The organism is Pseudomonas sp. LRP2-20 (assembly GCF_024349685.1).
Lineage (GTDB): Bacteria > Pseudomonadota > Gammaproteobacteria > Pseudomonadales > Pseudomonadaceae > Aquipseudomonas.
The window spans coordinates 5,412,113-5,427,646 of sequence record NZ_AP025944.1 but is presented as its reverse complement, the minus strand read 5'-3'; the positions used below and the strand labels follow the sequence as shown (position 1 = coordinate 5,427,646).

The following is a 15,534-nucleotide window of genomic DNA, read 5'->3' as shown; positions in this document are numbered from 1 at the left end:
TCACCTCTTATGCCAGCTGCGCCAAGGCCTGGCGGAATGCCGGCGGCAGGTTGTCGCCGAAGCGTACGCGGCCATCGGCCTGGGTGAAGATGCCGGTGCGTTGCAGCCAGGCTTCGAATTCCGGCCCGGGCTTCAAGCCGAGGGTCTGGCGCGCATACAGCGCGTCGTGGAACGACGTGGTCTGGTAGTTGAGCATGATGTCGTCGGAGCCGGGGATGCCCATGATGAAGTTGATCCCGGCCACGCCCAGCAGGGTCAGCAGGGTGTCCATGTCGTCCTGGTCGGCTTCGGCGTGGTTGGTGTAGCAGATGTCGCAACCCATCGGCACGCCGAGCAGCTTGCCGCAGAAGTGGTCTTCGAGGCCGGCGCGGATGATCTGCTTGCCGTTGTACAGGTACTCGGGGCCGATGAAACCGACCACGGTGTTGACCAGGAACGGCTTGAAGTGGCGGGCCACGGCGTAGGCGCGGGTCTCGCAGGTCTGCTGGTCGACACCGTGGTGGGCGTTGGCCGACAGCGCGCTGCCCTGGCCGGTTTCGAAGTACATCAGGTTCTGCCCGAGAGTGCCGCGCTTGAGCGACAGGCCGGCCTCGTAACCTTCCTGCAGCACGTTGAGGTTGATGCCGAAGCCGGCGTTGGCCGCCTCGGTGCCGGCAATCGACTGGAACACCAGGTCCAGCGGCACGCCGCGGTTGATCGCTTCGATCGAGGTGGTGACGTGGGTCAGCACGCAGGCCTGGGTGGGGATGTCGTAGCGCTGGATGATGGCGTCGAGCATTTCCAGCAGGGTGCAGATCGAGGCGATGCTGTCGGTGGCCGGGTTGATGCCGATCATGGCGTCACCGTTGCCGTAGAGCAGGCCGTCGAGGATGCTGGCGGCGATGCCGGCCGGTTCGTCGGTCGGGTGGTTGGGCTGCAGGCGGGTCGACAGGCGCCCGCGCAGGCCCATGGTGCCACGGAACTGGGTGACCACGCGGATCTTCTGCGCCACCAGCACCAGGTCTTGCACGCGCATGATCTTCGACACTGCTGCCGCCATTTCCGGGGTCAGCCCCGGGGCGAGCGCGCGCAGGCTGTGTTCGTTGGCCTCTTCGCTGAGCAGCCAGTCGCGCAGGCCGCCAACGGTCAGGTGGCTGACCGGGGCAAAGGCCTGGGCGTCGTGGCTGTCGACGATCAGCCGGGTGATTTCATCCTGTTCGTAGGGGATCAGGGCTTCATTCAGAAAATGCGTCAGCGGGATGTTGGCCAGGGCCATCTGCGCGGCCACCCGCTCGCCGTCGTTGGCGGCGGCGACGCCGGCCAGAAAGTCCCCGGAACGGGCCGGGCTGGCCTTGGCCATCACGTCCTTGAGGCTGTCGAAGCGGTAGACCAGGTGGCCTACCGTGTGTACGAAACTTGCCATACAGAATCTCCAGGGCCGCGGGCTGGCCCGCGGCAGGTGGCGGCGATCAGTGCAGGGCCTCTTCGGCCTTCTGGATCGCGGCGAATTCCTCTTCCGGTGTGCCCGCGACCAGGTGGTGGCGGCTGTAGAACGCAAAGTAGGCGATCAATACCGCATAGATCACCGCAGCGCCAATCACCACCCGTGGGTCGACCAGGAAGCCCGCGACCACGGCGATACAGGCCAGCACCAGAGCCAGGCCCGAAGTGAAGATGCCGCCCGGGGTGCGGTAAGGGCGTTCCATTTTCGGCCGGCGGATGCGCAGGGTGATGTGCGCGGCCATCATCAGCACATACGACAGTGTGGCACCGAATACCGCCACCAGGATCAGCAGGTCGCCCTGGCCGGTCAGCGACAGGGCGAAACCGATGATCCCGGGGATCACCAGCGCCATCACCGGGGCCTTGCTCTTGTTGGTTTCCGACAATTTGCGCGGCAGGTAGCCGGCGCGGGAAAGGGCAAAAATCTGCCGCGAATAGGCGTAGATGATCGAGAAAAAGCTGGCGATCAGGCCGGCCAGGCCCACCAGGTTGACGAAGCTGCCCATCCAGGTGGCGCCGCCGTAGGCCTTGGCCAGCGCTTCGACCAGCGGGTTGCCGGAGGCCTTCAGCGCTTCGGAGCCTGCACCGCCAGGGCCGACCACCAGGATCAGCAGGGCGAAGGCCAGCAACACCAGCATTGCGCCGATCAGGCCGCGTGGCAGGTCACGCTTGGGGTTCTTGGTTTCTTCGGCGGCCAGTGGCACGCCTTCCACGGCGAGGAAGAACCAGATGGCATAGGGGATCGCCGCCCACACACCGACATAGCCGAACGGCAGGAAGCTGCTGGCCCCCACGGCGTCCGTTTTGGCGATGTCGAACAGGTTGGCTGCATCAAAATGGGGCACCATGGCCACCAGGAACACCGCCAGGGCGATGGCGGCGATGGCGGTGATGATGAACATCAGCTTCAGCGCTTCACCCACGCCGAAGATGTGAATGCCGATGAAGACCACATAGAACGCCAGGTAGATCATCCAGCCGCCGATGCCGAACAGTGACTGGCAGTAGGCGCCGATGAACGTGGCGATGGCGGCGGGGGCGATGGCGTATTCGATGAGGATCGCCGTGCCGGTGAGGAAGCCGCCCCACGGGCCGAAGGCGCTGCGGGCAAAGCCGTAGCCGCCGCCAGCGGTAGGGATCATCGAGGAAAGTTCGGCCAGCGAGAAGCACATGCACAGGTACATGGTGGCCATCAGCAGGGTGGCGAGGAACATGCCGCCCCAGCCACCCTGGGCCAGGCCGAAGTTCCAGCCGGCATAGTCGCCGGAAATCACATAGGCAACACCCAGGCCGACCAGCAGTACCCAGCCGGCGGCGCCTTTTTTCAGTTCACGTTGCTGGAAATAGTCCGATCCGACTTTTTCGAAGTCGACGGAAGACCCTGCCGGCACACCGGCGGAATGATCGCTTGGCATAGTTTCACCTGTTTTTTTTCTTGGTGGCCGGAAGGCGTCCGGGCCGATGGTGATGGGTACTGCAGGAAGCGAGCCAGAGCGGTTGGTACACGGTTGCCGCTCTGGATTTTGTGTTTGCAGGCCAGGCCTCTTCGCGGGTGAACCCGCTCCCACAGGAGTGTTGCGATTCCCTGTGGGAGCGGGTTCACCCGCGAAGCAGGCGACGCGGTTTAGAAGAAGCCCAGCGGGTTGATGTCGTAGCTCACCAGCAGGTTCTTGGTCTGCTGGTAGTGGTCGAGCATCATCTTGTGGGTTTCACGACCCACGCCAGACTTCTTGTAGCCACCGAACGCGGCATGTGCCGGGTACAGGTGATAGCAGTTGGTCCACACGCGGCCAGCTTTGATGCCGCGGCCCATGCGGTAGGCGCGGTTGATGTCGCGGGTCCACACGCCGGCACCGAGGCCGAACTCGGTGTCGTTGGCAATCGCCAGGGCTTCGGCTTCGTCCTTGAAGGTGGTGACGCTGACCACCGGGCCGAAGATTTCTTCCTGGAACACGCGCATGCGGTTGTTGCCCTTGAGCAGGGTCGGCTGGATGTAGTAACCGGTGGCCAGCGCGCCTTCGAGTTTTTCCACCTTGCCGCCGGTCAGCAACTCGGCGCCTTCTTCCTGGGCAATCTGCAGGTACGAGAGGATCTTCTCGAACTGCTGCTGCGAGGCCTGGGCGCCGACCATGGTGTCGGTGTCGAGTGGGTCGCCGCGCTTGATCTGCAGGACCTTCTTCATCACCACTTCCATGAACTGCGGGTAGATCGACTCCTGCACCAGGGCACGCGATGGGCAGGTGCACACCTCGCCCTGGTTGAAGAACGCCAGCACCATGCCTTCGGCGGCCTTGTCGATGAAGCTTGGCTCGGCCTCCATGATGTCTTCGAAGTACACGTTCGGCGACTTGCCACCCAGCTCGACGGTGGACGGAATGATGTTCTCGGCAGCGCATTTCATGATGTGCGAGCCAACCGGGGTAGAGCCGGTGAAGGCGATCTTGGCGATGCGCTTGCTGGTGGCCAGGGCTTCACCGGCCTCGCGGCCATAACCCTGGACGACGTTGAGCACGCCTTTGGGCAGCAGGTCGCCAATCAGCTCGACCAGCACGGTGATGCCCAGCGGGGTCTGCTCGGCCGGCTTGAGCACCACGCAGTTGCCGGCGGCCAGGGCTGGCGCGAGCTTCCAGGCGGCCATCAGGATCGGGAAGTTCCACGGGATGATCTGCCCGACCACGCCCAGCGGTTCGTGGATGTGGTAGGCCACGGTGTTTTCGTTGATTTCGGCGGCGCCGCCTTCCTGGGCGCGGATGCAGCCGGCGAAGTAGCGGAAGTGGTCGACGGCCAGCGGGATGTCGGCGTTGAGGGTTTCGCGGACCGGCTTGCCGTTGTCCCAGGTTTCGGTGATGGCCAGGATTTCCAGGTTCTGTTCGATACGGTCGGCGATCTTCAGCAGGACGTTGGAGCGGTCCTGTACCGAGGTGCGGCCCCAGGCGTCAGCGGCGGCATGGGCGGCATCCAGGGCTTTATCGATGTCTTCGGCAGTGGAACGGGGGAATTCGGCAATCAGCTTGCCGTTCACCGGGGAGGTGTTTTCGAAATATTGCCCTTTGACCGGAGCTACGAACTCACCACCGATGTAGTTGCCGTAGCGGCTCTTGAAGGAAACCTTGGAGCCCTCGGTACCGGGATGTGCGTAACGCATGGTGTGTCTCCTGGCTATTGTGTTTGTTAGGGAGTTGAAAAGCGTAGAGCAAAGGTTGGGCCAGCGTGGCGGGCCCTAGCCAAATCAATGACTTGGGTCACGCGGATGGCCCTTTCGCTGCGTTTGTGTGCCAGTGCTGGCACGGCCTGGGTGACACTTTGTGCCGTTTGCGGTACGTGCTTGACCGGGCGGTCGCCGCAGAGGATGCTGGCTGAAATCTCTATCTGCGGAGAACAACAACAAATGCAGAGCAACGCATTCAGCCGCCATGCCCAGCAAGTGCATACCGTTGCCCGTGGCGAAGCTGGCAGCGACCTTTCCATTGCCCGTTCCTGGCTGCGCTGCCTGGACGACTACCACCTCGACCCGTCAGTGATCGAGGCACCGGTGGTGCTCGAGCACGGGCGCCTGCTGGAGAGCCGCGAGCGCCTGCGCCAGGTGCTGAAGATCGCCGACCACGAGATGAACAGCCTGCACCAGCAGCTGTCCGGCGCTGGCCATGCGGTGCTGCTCACCGACGCCCGCGGCGTGATCCTCAACTGTGTCACCGCGCCCAGCGAGCGGCGTAGTTTTGAGCGTGCCGGGCTATGGTTGGGGGCGGACTGGAGCGAAGCCCGCGAAGGCACCAATGGCATCGGTACCTGCCTGGTCGAGCGCCAGGCCCTGACCATTCACCAGGATGAGCATTTTCGTGGCCGCCATACCGGGCTGACCTGCTCGGCGAGCCCGGTGTTCGACCCGCACGGCGAGCTGCTGGCGGTGCTCGATGTGTCCTCGGCGCGGCCGGACGTGTCGCGCCAGAGCCAGTTCCACACCATGGCCTTGGTCAACCTCTCGGCAAAGATGATCGAGAGCTGTTATTTCCTGCGTCATTTCGAGCAGCAATGGTTGCTGCGCTTCCATGTGCAAGCCGAGTCGGTCGGCCAGTTCAGCGAAGGGTTGCTGGCGTTCGATGGCGATGGCCGCATCTGCGCTGCCAACCAGAGTGCCCTGAACCTGTTGAGCACCATTCGCGGCGGTGTACTGGGCAAGCCGCTGGAGATGTTCTTCGCCTGCAGCCATGACGAACTGTTCAGCCGTGCCACGCCAAGCGGCAGTACGGTCTGGCCGTTGCACACCCGCGATGGTCGCCAGGTATTTGCCAGCCTGCGCGGGCAGGCGAGGGCGCCGCAATGGACGGTGCCGGCCAGCCTGCCCCAGGGCACCCCCGTAGCGCAGCCGGGCATCTGCTTGCTGGACCCGGCCTTGCAGCAGGATTTCCAGCGTGCCGTGCGCGTGTTCGAACGCGATGTGCCGCTGCTGCTGCGCGGCGAGACCGGTTGCGGTAAAGAGGCCTTCGCCCTGGCCGTGCACCAGGCCAGTCAGCGCCGTGGCAAGCCATTCGTGGCGGTGAACTGTGCGTCGATCCCCGAGAGCCTGATCGAGAGCGAGCTGTTCGGCTATCGCGGTGGCAGCTTCACCGGGGCGCGCAAGGAAGGCATGCGCGGCAAGCTGCTGCAGGCCGATGGCGGTACCTTGCTGCTGGACGAAATCGGTGACATGCCGCTGGCTTTGCAGACCCGCCTTCTGAGGGTGCTGGAAGAGCGCCAGGTGGTGCCGATTGGCGGTGAGCCGCAGGCGGTGGATGTGCGTATTGTCAGTGCCACCCACCGGGATTTGCTGGAACGGGTCGAGCAGGGCAGTTTCCGCGAAGACTTGTACTATCGGCTCAATGGCCTGGAGGTGGCGCTGCCGGCCGTGCGTGAGCGCACGGACAAGGACGCCTTGCTGGAATTTCTGTTGCGTCAGGAGGCGCAGGGGCAGCATGTGCAATTGGCACCCGAGGCGCGCCAGGCGCTGCTGGACTTTGCCTGGCCGGGGAACGTGCGGCAGATGCGCAATGTGCTGCGAACGCTGGTCGCCTTGTGCGAGGGCTCCCTTGTCCGGTTCCCGGACCTTCCCACCATTGTCAGGACTCACGCGACCTCTGTGGGGGCGGGCTTGCCCGCCAATGAGGGCAACGCCCGTGCCTTGCATTGCCAGGTCGGGCCTATTCGCGGGCAAGCCCGCTCCCACAGGCCCAGTGCTGGGCCTGAAGCCTTGGTGGGAGTCGATGTATTGCCGGGCGCAGAGCGCCAGGCGCTGATGGACGTTCTGGAGGCAAAACACTGGCACTTGACCCGGGTCGCCGAGCACCTGGGCATAAGCCGCAATACCTTGTATCGAAAACTGCGCAAACACGGCATCGCCAGGGGCGTCTGAGCAAAACACCGGGTGCGATTTCCTGCGCCCTGGGCTACCCTGCCTCGAAGTTTTGCGAGGTCGACCATGCATATTCATATTCTCGGTATTTGCGGCACTTTCATGGGTTCTCTGGCCGTGCTGGCCAAAGAGCTCGGCCACCGCGTCACCGGTTCCGACGCCAACGTCTATCCGCCCATGAGCACCCAGCTCGAAGCCCAGGGCATCGAGCTGACCCAAGGCTACGACCCGGCTCAGCTGGACCCAGCGCCGGATCTGGTGGTCATCGGCAACGCCATGTCGCGGGGCAACCCGGCGGTGGAGTATGTGCTGAACAAGGGCCTGCCTTATGTGTCGGGCCCGCAGTGGCTTGCCGACCATGTGCTGCAGGGTCGTTGGGTGCTGGCAGTCGCGGGTACCCACGGCAAGACCACCACCAGCAGCATGCTCGCCTGGGTGCTTGAGCACGCCGGCATGAGCCCCGGTTTCCTGATCGGCGGCGTGCCGCAGAATTTCTCGGTATCGGCGCGCCTGGGCGGCACGCCGTTCTTCGTGGTCGAAGCCGACGAATACGACAGCGCCTTCTTCGACAAGCGTTCGAAATTCGTCCATTACCACCCACGCACGGCGATCCTCAACAACCTCGAGTTCGATCACGCGGATATCTTCCCTGATCTGGCATCCATCGAGCGGCAGTTCCACCATCTGGTTCGGACCATTCCGAGCGAAGGCCTGGTCATTCACCCGACCACCGAGCAGGCGCTGGAACGCGTGATCGGCATGGGCTGCTGGACCCCGGTGCAGACCACTGGCGAAGGTGGCCAGTGGCAGGCGCGCCTGCTAAGCGCCGACGGCTCGCGTTTCGAAGTGCTGTTCGAGGGTGAAGCGCAGGGTGTGGTGGACTGGGCCCTGACCGGCCAGCACAACGTCGCCAACGCCCTCGCCACACTGGCCGCTGCCCGCCATGTGGGCGTGGTGCCGGCCATGGGCATCGAAGGCCTGAGCGCGTTCAAGAGCGTCAAGCGGCGCATGGAGAAGGTCGCTGAGGTTCAGGGCGTGACCATCTACGACGATTTCGCCCACCACCCGACCGCCATCGCCACCACCCTCGACGGCCTGCGCAAGCGTGTTGGCGAAGCACCGGTCATCGCCATCATCGAGCCACGCTCCAACTCCATGAAGCTCGGCGCCCACCGTGACGGCTTGCCGGAAAGCGTCAACGACGCCGATCAGGTGATCTGGTACGCGCCCGCCAACCTGGGTTGGGACCTGGCTGCCACGGCGGCGCAGTGCAAGGTGGCCAGCGTGGTCGCTGACAGCCTCGACGCAATCATCGAGCGGGTCAAAGGCCAGGCGCGCCCAGGTACCCATGTGGTGATCATGAGCAACGGCGGCTTCGGCGGCCTCCACGGCAAGCTGGCCGAGGCCTTGAAGTGAGCGGGCCGGAGCGTATCACCCTGGCCATGACCGGCGCCTCCGGGGCGCAGTATGGCTTGCGCCTGCTCGATTGCCTGGTGCGCGAAGACCGTGAGGTGCATTTCCTTATCTCCAAGGCTGCGCAACTGGTGATGGCTACCGAAACCGATGTGCTCCTGCCGGCCAAGCCGCAGGCCATGCAGGCGTTTCTCACCGAATATACCGGTGCTGCCGATGGGCAGATCCGCGTATACGGCAAGGAAGACTGGATGTCGCCGGTGGCTTCGGGTTCCGGTGCGCCAGCGGCGATGGTGGTGGTGCCGTGTTCTACCGGTACCTTGTCGGCGATCGCCACCGGTGCCTGCAACAACCTGATCGAGCGTGCCGCCGACGTCACCCTCAAGGAGCGTCGGCAGCTGATCCTGGTGCCGCGCGAGGCGCCATTCTCGACCATCCACCTGGAGAACATGCTCAAGTTGTCGCAGATGGGCGCGGTGATCCTGCCAGCGGCGCCGGGGTTCTATCACCAGCCGCAGACTATCGATGACCTGATCGACTTCGTCGTCGCGCGCATACTCAACCTGCTGAACATTCCGCAGGACATGCTGCCGCGCTGGGGCGAACACCATTTCGGGGCTGATGATTGAAGCGGTTCCTGGCTGGGTTGCTGGCTGCAAGCCTGCTCGGCGGCTGCGCCACGGTGCGCACGCTGGATGCCAACAAGCCAGGGGCGCCGGTGGTGTATGCCGGGACCCGGCTGGACATGTATGTGATCAATGGCGGGTGCTGCCCCAAGGATCGCTTCGGGGCTGAGGCGCCGGCGTACCCACACCTGGACCTGCCGGGCAGCATGCTGCTGGATACGTTGTTCCTGCCGCTGTCATTGCTGACGGCGGCAGGCATAGGTTTTCAGGCTACGGGCGGCCTGTAGGGGTTAATTCTTGCCCAGTTTGCGTAACTCGTCGGACTCGACAATCCGGATTCCGTCCTGTTCTTCCAGTGCCAGGCGCCACAGCGCCCGCGCCAGGGTGCAGACCTCGATCGCCCGGTATTTACCGGGCATCAACTTCGCAAATGGCGATGCCAGCTTCTCACCCAGCCGTGGTTGGACCCGTTCACCGAGCAGCAGCGACGGCCGCGCGATGGTCAGTTGTGGCCAGTCCTGAGCCTTCAGCGCTTGTTCCATCTCGCCCTTGACCCGGTTGTACAGAATCGCTGACTTGGGATCGGCACCCATGGCGCTGACCACCAGCAGATGCCGCGCCCCCATTTCCCGTGCGCGCTTGCTGAAGGCTACGACCATGTCCAGGTCGACGGCACGAAACGCTTGCTCCGAGCCCGCCTGCTTGAGGGTGGTGCCCAGGCAGCAATAGGCGATATCGACGCGACCCGCGAGTTGCGGGAGAAACACCGCCGGGTCGCCCACCGGGTTTTCCAGATGAGGGTGCCCGGCCAGCGGCCGGCGAGTCGGTGCCAGCACACGACTGATGGTGGGTTCGTTGAGCAGGCGGTCGAGCAGATGCTCACCGGTCAGTCCGGTGGCTCCGGCAAGCAGGACATGCTGAGGCGTCAAATACATGATGTCTCTCCCTTGTTACACACAAGCTTAGCGGCTGGCAGGCGTTTTTGCCTGTTCCTCCGCCTTGGCCTCTGCGGCATTACGCAAGGCTTCTTCGGCCTGGTGCTTACGCAGTTGCTGCCAGTGTGCCAGTACTGCGGGCGGCGCCCAGATTTGTGGTTCGGAGGCCTCGAAACCTTCCCTTCGTTCTCTTTCGGCAACACTGCTACGTGCCAGTTCAAACGCTTGTTTCAGGTCGTCCGTCTGGTTCAGGGCTTCAGCGAACAAGGCATCGCCGAAATAGGTGAAGTCGGCTTCTTCCGAGCAACCGAACGATACCCGGTCGGCACGTGCTGCGGTCATGATCACCGTGCGATCGTCCTTGAGCGGGGCGATGTAGCCACCTGAATAGCAGGCGGAGATGACAATGATCTTGTCGCGGTCCTTGAGTGGGGCCAGGGCGCTGGCCAGTTCGTCGGCGGACAGGTCGGCCAGTTGCAGGCGGGGCTGGTCGAGCACCAATTGGTGGTCCTGGCTGCCGTGGCTGGTCAGGTAGATGAAGATCAGGTCCTCCGGGCCGCTGCGTTCGGCCAGGGTGCGAGCGGCGCGGGTGAGGTTCTCGCGGGTGGCCATGGGGCGGGTGGTCATCTGGTCACGGTGGTTGACCAGGGTGACTTGCCCGCGGGCGCCGAAGCGCACCTTGAGCATGTTGCTGACATAGTCGGCTTCGCGCAGGAACACGCTTTGCTGGCCATCGCCGGCCAGGACCAGGCTGTACAGCTGGATAGGTGGCGCCGAGCGCGGTACTCGGGCCAGGGCTTCGTCGAGCAGGCGGCCCTGGTTGAGCAGGGCCAGGTCCAGCGGGTCGGGCAGCAGCTTGCCTTTCTGGTCACGTACGCGTACGCCGTTGACCCAGAAGCCGCTCTCGACCTGGCCGCTGGCCAGGGTCAGCTTGCCGTGGCCCTGGTAGGCATCGTTGTCGAAGCCCCCTACGTATTGGCTGCCATCGGGCAGTTGCAGGCTGCCCTGGCCAGACAGGCGCCAGTCCAGGAAGGTGCCTTTGTAGTGGCTGCCGTCGCTGCCGAGCAGTTCGCCTTCGCCGATCAGCGAGCCGTCCTTGAAGTCGCCGATCCAGACGTCGCCGTCGGCGTTTTCGTAGCGGCCGCGGCCCTCCAGGCGGTTGTCCTTGAATTCACCGATGTATTGCTCGCCATCGACGCTGTCGTAGGTGCCGCTGCCTTGCAGCTGGCCATCGACGAAGCGGCCGCTGAACTGGTTGCCGCTGGCATCGCTGCGCACGCCAGCACCATTGGGCTTGCCCTTGGCGAACAAGCCTTGGTAGCGGCTGCCATCGGCCAGTTCGAGTTCGCCCGCGCCTTCGTACTGGTCGTCCTTGAACTGGCCGCGGTAGGTCTGGTCGGCCTGTTTGAGGCTGCCTTCGCCGTCACGCCGGCCGTGGCTGAATGTGCCGGCATAGTGGCTGCCTGGGGTGGTCAGGTCGCCCAGGCCGTGGAACAGCCCCTTGTCGAACTGGCCGCGGTAGACCTCGCCATTGCTGCCGTGCCACTCACCCAGGCCATGCCACTGGCCGTCCTTGAAGTTGCCGGCGTACCAGCTGCCGTTGGGGTAATCGATACGTCCCTCGCCCTGCAGCAGGCCATCGACTACCTGGCCCCGGTAGCGACCACCATCGGGCAGGCGTGCATCGGGTGGTGACAACGACTCACCATCGCCACAGGCAGCGAGCATCAGGATCAGTGCGAGGGGGAACAGTGGACGCATGGCGGAATCCGGGCAAAAGGTCTGCCGAGTATGCCGCAGAATGGGGGGCGCAGGTATCTGTGATCCAATCGAAATCGGTGTTGGATTCTTCGCGGGCAAGCCCGCTCCCACAGGTACTGTAAAAGGCTCGAGCCTTGTAGTGACTGTGGGAGCGGGCTTGCCCGCGAAGAGGCCAGGTCAGACGAAGCAGAGCGAAAGCGGTTCGGCGATATAGGCTGGCTTCTCTTCTCCTTCGATCTCCAGGGTAACGGTGGCTTTGAGCAGCCACTGACCTGGCTTCTTCTCGATCACTTCGCCCAGGTCCACCTTCAAGCGCACCTTGCTGTCGACCTTCACCGGCTGAATGAATCGCACGCTGTCGAGCCCGTAGTTGACCACCATCTTCAGCCCTTCGGGCATTACCAGTATGTCTTCCATCAGCTTGGGAATCAGCGACAAGGTCAGGAAACCGTGGGCGATGGTGGTGCCGAACGGGGTTTTCGCCGCCTTTTCCGGGTCGACATGGATGAACTGGAAATCGCCGGTGGCTTCGGCGAACAGGTTGATGCGCTGCTGGTCGATCTTCAGCCAGTCGGAACGTCCCAGCTCCTTTCCAACGTACTGCGTAAGCTCGTTTACCGGTACATAGGGCATCGCGACTCTCCAGGTTGTCATTTGGTACGAGAGTGCAAGATCAGCACGGCGAACCGTTTCAGTCAAGATGCCCGCTTTTCGGCGAATATCGGCTTATACGCAGCGCGTGCTTATAATGGCCGGCATGCCTGAAGGAGATCCTTATGCTGTTGCGTGGTTTGACCTGGCTGGTGCTGTTTCAACTGCTGGGTACGGCGCTCAATCACCTGTGCGTGCCGATTCTGCCGGGGCCGATCATCGGCCTGTTGCTGCTGCTGTGCTTCCTGATGGCCCGTGGCGAGGTCGGCAAGCCGCTGAGCGAAGCCGCCGGTAGCCTGCTGCGTTACCTGCCACTGCTGCTGGTGCCGCCGGCGGTGGGGGTGATGGTCTACGCCAAGGACATTGCCGCGGACTTCTGGGCGATTGCCGGTGCCTTGCTGATTTCCTGCCTGGTGACCCTGGTGTTCGTCGGTTTGCTGATGCAGAAACTGATCAACCGCCAGCACGGCAAGCGTGAGGAGCAGCCATGATCCTCGACTGGCAAGGCGCGCTCGAGGCCGTCATCCATCATCCCTTGTTCGGCATCGGCATCACCTTGGGCGCATACCAGATCGTGCTGGCCGCCTATGAAAAGACTCGCTGGATCTTCCTGCAACCGGTACTGGTGTCGATGCTGCTGGTGATCGGTGTGCTGCTGACCTGCGGCATCAGCTACACCGAATACCGCAAGAGCACCGAGATCATGAACATCCTTCTCGGCCCCGCTACCGTAGCCCTGGCGGTACCGCTATACCTCAACCTGCGGCGCATCCGGCAGCTGTTCTGGCCGACATTTACTACGCTGGTAGTCGGAGGCCTGTTCGCCACGGTCTGCTGCCTGCTGCTGGGCTGGTGGTTCGGTGCCGAGCACATGATCCTGATGACCATGGCGCCGAAGTCGGTTACCTCGCCGATCGCCATGCTGGTGGCCGAGCAGATTGGTGGTGTGGCGGCGTTGGCGGCCGTGTTCGTATTGATTACCGGTGTGATCGGGGCAATCTTCGGCCCGGCACTGCTGACCCGGTTGGGTGTGCACAGCCCGGAGGCGCGTGGGATGTCGCTGGGGGTCACGGCACACGCCGTGGGCACTTCGGTGGCCTTGCAGGAAAGTGACGAGTGCGGTGCCTTTGCCGCACTGGCAATGAGCCTGATGGGGGTGGCCACGGCGGTGTTCCTGCCGTTGGCGGTCAGCCTGGTGGCTTGAGGAGTTCTGATGACGCTACCGCTGTTTCCCCTCAATACCGTGTTGTTTCCCGGTTGCCTGCTGGATCTGCAGATCTTCGAGGCACGCTACCTGGACATGATTGGCCGCTGCATGAAGCAAGGTACCGGCTTTGGCGTGGTGTGCATCGTCGAAGGCGAGCAGGTCGGCAAGGCGCCACCGGTGGTGGCTTCGATCGGCTGCGAGGCGGTGATCCGTGACTTCGTCCAGCAGGACAACGGCTTGCTGGGCATTCGTGTGGAGGGTGTGCGTCGCTTCGAGCTGAGCCAGACCGACGTGCAGAAAGACCAGTTGCTGGTGGGCGAGGTGCATTGGCTGGCGGAACAGCCGGACAGCCCATTGACCGAACAGGATGATGATTTGCTGGCGCTGTTGGTTGCTCTGGGCGAGCACCCGATGGTCGAAGCGCTGGGCATGCCGCGCAGTGTCGACGGGCGCCAGGCGTTGGCCAACCAGCTGGCGTATCTGTTGCCGTTCATGGAAGAGGACAAGCTGGACCTGCTGGCGCTCGACTCACCGGCGCAGCGGCTGGAAGAGATCCAGAAGCTGCTGGAGCGGATTCAGGGTGAGCTGTTTGCCTGATTGAACTCAATGGCCTGAGCCGGCCTCTTCGCGGCTAAAGCCGCTCCTACAGGTCTGTGCCATTCCTGTGGGGGCAACTGTCTTGCTCAATTTCTAGAATCTGGCGCGATCCCTGTGGGAGCGGCTTTAGCCGCGAAGAGGCCAGTACAGGCAACCTCAATACTGGTAACGAAGCAGGGCGTGAGGCAGCGCATGCAGGGCAAAGAACGCCAGCAGCGCGGTGCACGCCGGCAGCACCAGCCACCACACCCGCTGCGGCATGGCAGTCAGGGGCTGTCGATGCTGCACCAGCGTCAGGCTAAGTGCACACACGCAACAGGCCAGCAAGGCCCCGGCCATGATGTCGGTCGGCCAATGCGCCCCCAGATACACCCGCGACAAGGCGATCGCCAGCGCCGGAATGCAGCCCAGCATCACCCAGGTCAGGCGCATGCGCGGCGGCATTCCGCGCCCCGCCAGTACCGCCAGGGTCAGGAAGAACGCAAAAGATGCCGAACTGTGCCCGCTGGGCATGCTGTAGCTGGTTAGCGGATCGACCAATACCTCTGGGCGGGCACGGGCGAAGAGCCATTTCAGCGTGCCATTGGCCAATGCCGTGCCGATCAGCGTGCCGCCCGCGAACACGGCATGCCGCCACTGTCGCGCCAGGAGCAGCAAGCCGGTCAGCAGGCCGCCCAGGAAAAACTGGGTCTTGAAGTCGCCCAGCCGGGTCACCAGGACCACGCTGCCGTCGATCGCCTTGCTGCGATGCTCCTGCACCAGCGTCATCACGCCCTGGTCGAATGCCTGCAGGTAAGGCCAGCCCAGAAACACCGCCGACAAGGCGATGAAACTGAGGCCTGCGATCAGGCGGGTACCATGACGCTGATCGCGCAGGCTGCTGTTCAGGCTCAGGCCGATCAGCACCGCCAGGGTGCCGGCGATGATACCGGCATCCAGCCAGAAGCCCTCCGGCAGCGGCAGGCGCATCGCCGCTCCGGTGGCCCAGCCTGGCAGCAGGTAGGCGACCGACCACCCCGCGCCCGCCACCAGGCTGACCGCGACAAAACGCGGCAGTGGCATGTCGAACATACCGGCGACCATCGGCAGCATCGGCCGTAGCGGGCCGATGAAACGGCCGACCAGCAGGCTGGCAATGCCATAGCGCTGGAAGTAGGCCTCGGCGCTGCCAATCCATTCCGGGTGGTGGCGCAGCAGCGGCAGGCGGCGGATGTTCTGGTGGAAGTACTTGCCGATGGTGTACGACAGCGCGTCACCGAGCAGGCCGCCGAGGAACCCCAGCAGCAGGGTTTCCCCCAGGCTGAACGCACCACTGCCTGCCAGGACGGCAACGGCGAACAGCAGCACAGTGCCCGGTACGATGATGCCGGCGATGGCCAGGCATTCCACGCAAGCCACCAGGAAAATCGCCACGCCAAGCCACTGGGGGTTGGCGCTGAGCCAGCCGGTCAGGCTGTCGAGCCATTGGCCCATGTT

The 15,534-nt window shown here is 63.8% G+C and carries 14 protein-coding genes; 7 read left to right on the top strand and 7 right to left on the bottom strand.

Going from position 1 to position 15,534, the window contains the following annotated elements; all coding sequences use genetic code 11:
- Window positions 1-7: 7 nt before the first annotated feature.
- From OCX61_RS24360 to exaC, 3 genes are all read right to left on the bottom strand, one after another.
- Entirely contained in the window at window positions 8-1,402 is a 1,395-nt protein-coding gene (locus OCX61_RS24360; protein WP_261941728.1) for an ethanolamine ammonia-lyase subunit EutB, read from the bottom strand.
- A 46-nt stretch (window positions 1,403-1,448) separates the two neighbouring features.
- Entirely contained in the window at window positions 1,449-2,897 is a 1,449-nt protein-coding gene (gene eat / locus OCX61_RS24355; RefSeq protein WP_261941727.1) for an ethanolamine permease, read from the bottom strand.
- 209 nt (window positions 2,898-3,106) lie between these two features.
- Window positions 3,107-4,627, bottom strand: coding sequence for an acetaldehyde dehydrogenase ExaC (exaC, locus tag OCX61_RS24350; RefSeq protein WP_261941726.1), 1,521 nt, complete (start codon window positions 4,625-4,627; stop codon window positions 3,107-3,109).
- 243 nt (window positions 4,628-4,870) lie between these two features.
- Between exaC and OCX61_RS24345 the strand changes: the two genes are divergently transcribed.
- From OCX61_RS24345 to OCX61_RS24330, 4 genes are all read left to right on the top strand, one after another.
- Window positions 4,871-6,868, top strand: a complete 1,998-nt coding sequence (locus OCX61_RS24345; protein ID WP_261941725.1) for a sigma-54-dependent Fis family transcriptional regulator — start codon at window positions 4,871-4,873, stop codon at window positions 6,866-6,868.
- A 66-nt stretch (window positions 6,869-6,934) separates the two neighbouring features.
- The gene (gene mpl, locus OCX61_RS24340; RefSeq protein ID WP_261941724.1) at window positions 6,935-8,284 is read left to right on the top strand and encodes a UDP-N-acetylmuramate:L-alanyl-gamma-D-glutamyl-meso-diaminopimelate ligase; all 1,350 of its coding nucleotides are present in this window, start codon (window positions 6,935-6,937) and stop codon (window positions 8,282-8,284) included.
- Window positions 8,281-8,910 (top strand): flavin prenyltransferase UbiX, encoded by a 630-nt coding sequence (gene ubiX, locus OCX61_RS24335; protein ID WP_261941723.1) that lies wholly within the window; start codon window positions 8,281-8,283, stop codon window positions 8,908-8,910. The genes mpl and ubiX overlap by 4 nt, the downstream gene beginning before the upstream one ends.
- Complete coding sequence (locus OCX61_RS24330; protein WP_261941722.1) at window positions 8,907-9,194, top strand: YceK/YidQ family lipoprotein; 288 nt, start codon at window positions 8,907-8,909, stop codon at window positions 9,192-9,194. The genes ubiX and OCX61_RS24330 overlap by 4 nt, the downstream gene beginning before the upstream one ends.
- Window positions 9,195-9,197: 3 nt before the next feature.
- Here the strand turns inward: OCX61_RS24330 and OCX61_RS24325 are convergent, their stop codons facing one another.
- From OCX61_RS24325 to OCX61_RS24315, 3 genes are all read right to left on the bottom strand, one after another.
- Window positions 9,198-9,842, bottom strand: a complete 645-nt coding sequence (locus OCX61_RS24325) for an oxidoreductase (protein ID WP_261941721.1) — start codon at window positions 9,840-9,842, stop codon at window positions 9,198-9,200.
- Between the two features lie 27 nt (window positions 9,843-9,869).
- On the bottom strand, window positions 9,870-11,603 hold the full coding sequence (locus OCX61_RS24320; protein WP_261941720.1) for a C13 family peptidase: 1,734 nt from the start codon (window positions 11,601-11,603) through the stop codon (window positions 9,870-9,872).
- 177 nt (window positions 11,604-11,780) lie between these two features.
- On the bottom strand, window positions 11,781-12,236 hold the full coding sequence (locus OCX61_RS24315) for a MaoC family dehydratase (RefSeq protein WP_261941719.1): 456 nt from the start codon (window positions 12,234-12,236) through the stop codon (window positions 11,781-11,783).
- A 143-nt stretch (window positions 12,237-12,379) separates the two neighbouring features.
- Here OCX61_RS24315 and OCX61_RS24310 point away from each other — a divergent pair, with 143 nt between their 5' ends.
- From OCX61_RS24310 to OCX61_RS24300, 3 genes are read left to right on the top strand one after another with little or no spacing between them, the layout of a single operon-like run.
- A complete protein-coding gene (locus OCX61_RS24310) occupies window positions 12,380-12,745 on the top strand; it encodes a CidA/LrgA family protein (RefSeq protein WP_261941718.1) in 366 nt (121 codons plus the stop codon).
- On the top strand, window positions 12,742-13,458 hold the full coding sequence (locus OCX61_RS24305) for an LrgB family protein (protein ID WP_261941717.1): 717 nt from the start codon (window positions 12,742-12,744) through the stop codon (window positions 13,456-13,458). The genes OCX61_RS24310 and OCX61_RS24305 overlap by 4 nt, the downstream gene beginning before the upstream one ends.
- A 9-nt stretch (window positions 13,459-13,467) precedes the next feature.
- Window positions 13,468-14,058 carry an LON peptidase substrate-binding domain-containing protein gene (locus OCX61_RS24300; protein WP_261941716.1) on the top strand — a complete coding sequence of 197 codons (591 nt, stop codon included), beginning with the start codon at window positions 13,468-13,470 and terminating at the stop codon, window positions 14,056-14,058.
- A 156-nt stretch (window positions 14,059-14,214) separates the two neighbouring features.
- On the opposite strand, the gene OCX61_RS24295 is transcribed toward OCX61_RS24300, so the two are convergent.
- Window positions 14,215-15,531 carry a bifunctional DedA family/phosphatase PAP2 family protein gene (locus tag OCX61_RS24295; RefSeq protein WP_261941715.1) on the bottom strand — a complete coding sequence of 439 codons (1,317 nt, stop codon included), beginning with the start codon at window positions 15,529-15,531 and terminating at the stop codon, window positions 14,215-14,217.
- Between the last annotated feature and the right edge of the window lie 3 nt (window positions 15,532-15,534).

What these genes read in the sequence shown, in the direction of transcription:
- OCX61_RS24360 (WP_261941728.1), bottom strand. Translation starts at nt 1,402, where the DNA reads ATGGCAAGTTTCGTACACACGGTAGGCCACCTGGTCTACCGCTTCGAC.
- eat (WP_261941727.1), bottom strand. Translation starts at nt 2,897, where the DNA reads ATGCCAAGCGATCATTCCGCCGGTGTGCCGGCAGGGTCTTCCGTCGAC.
- exaC (WP_261941726.1), bottom strand. Translation starts at nt 4,627, where the DNA reads ATGCGTTACGCACATCCCGGTACCGAGGGCTCCAAGGTTTCCTTCAAG.
- OCX61_RS24345 (WP_261941725.1), top strand. Translation starts at nt 4,871, where the DNA reads ATGCAGAGCAACGCATTCAGCCGCCATGCCCAGCAAGTGCATACCGTT.
- mpl (WP_261941724.1), top strand. Translation starts at nt 6,935, where the DNA reads ATGCATATTCATATTCTCGGTATTTGCGGCACTTTCATGGGTTCTCTG.
- OCX61_RS24325 (WP_261941721.1), bottom strand. Translation starts at nt 9,842, where the DNA reads ATGTATTTGACGCCTCAGCATGTCCTGCTTGCCGGAGCCACCGGACTG.
- OCX61_RS24320 (WP_261941720.1), bottom strand. Translation starts at nt 11,603, where the DNA reads ATGCGTCCACTGTTCCCCCTCGCACTGATCCTGATGCTCGCTGCCTGT.
- OCX61_RS24315 (WP_261941719.1), bottom strand. Translation starts at nt 12,236, where the DNA reads ATGCCCTATGTACCGGTAAACGAGCTTACGCAGTACGTTGGAAAGGAG.
- OCX61_RS24310 (WP_261941718.1), top strand. Translation starts at nt 12,380, where the DNA reads ATGCTGTTGCGTGGTTTGACCTGGCTGGTGCTGTTTCAACTGCTGGGT.
- OCX61_RS24305 (WP_261941717.1), top strand. Translation starts at nt 12,742, where the DNA reads ATGATCCTCGACTGGCAAGGCGCGCTCGAGGCCGTCATCCATCATCCC.
- OCX61_RS24300 (WP_261941716.1), top strand. Translation starts at nt 13,468, where the DNA reads ATGACGCTACCGCTGTTTCCCCTCAATACCGTGTTGTTTCCCGGTTGC.
- OCX61_RS24295 (WP_261941715.1), bottom strand. Translation starts at nt 15,531, where the DNA reads ATGGGCCAATGGCTCGACAGCCTGACCGGCTGGCTCAGCGCCAACCCC.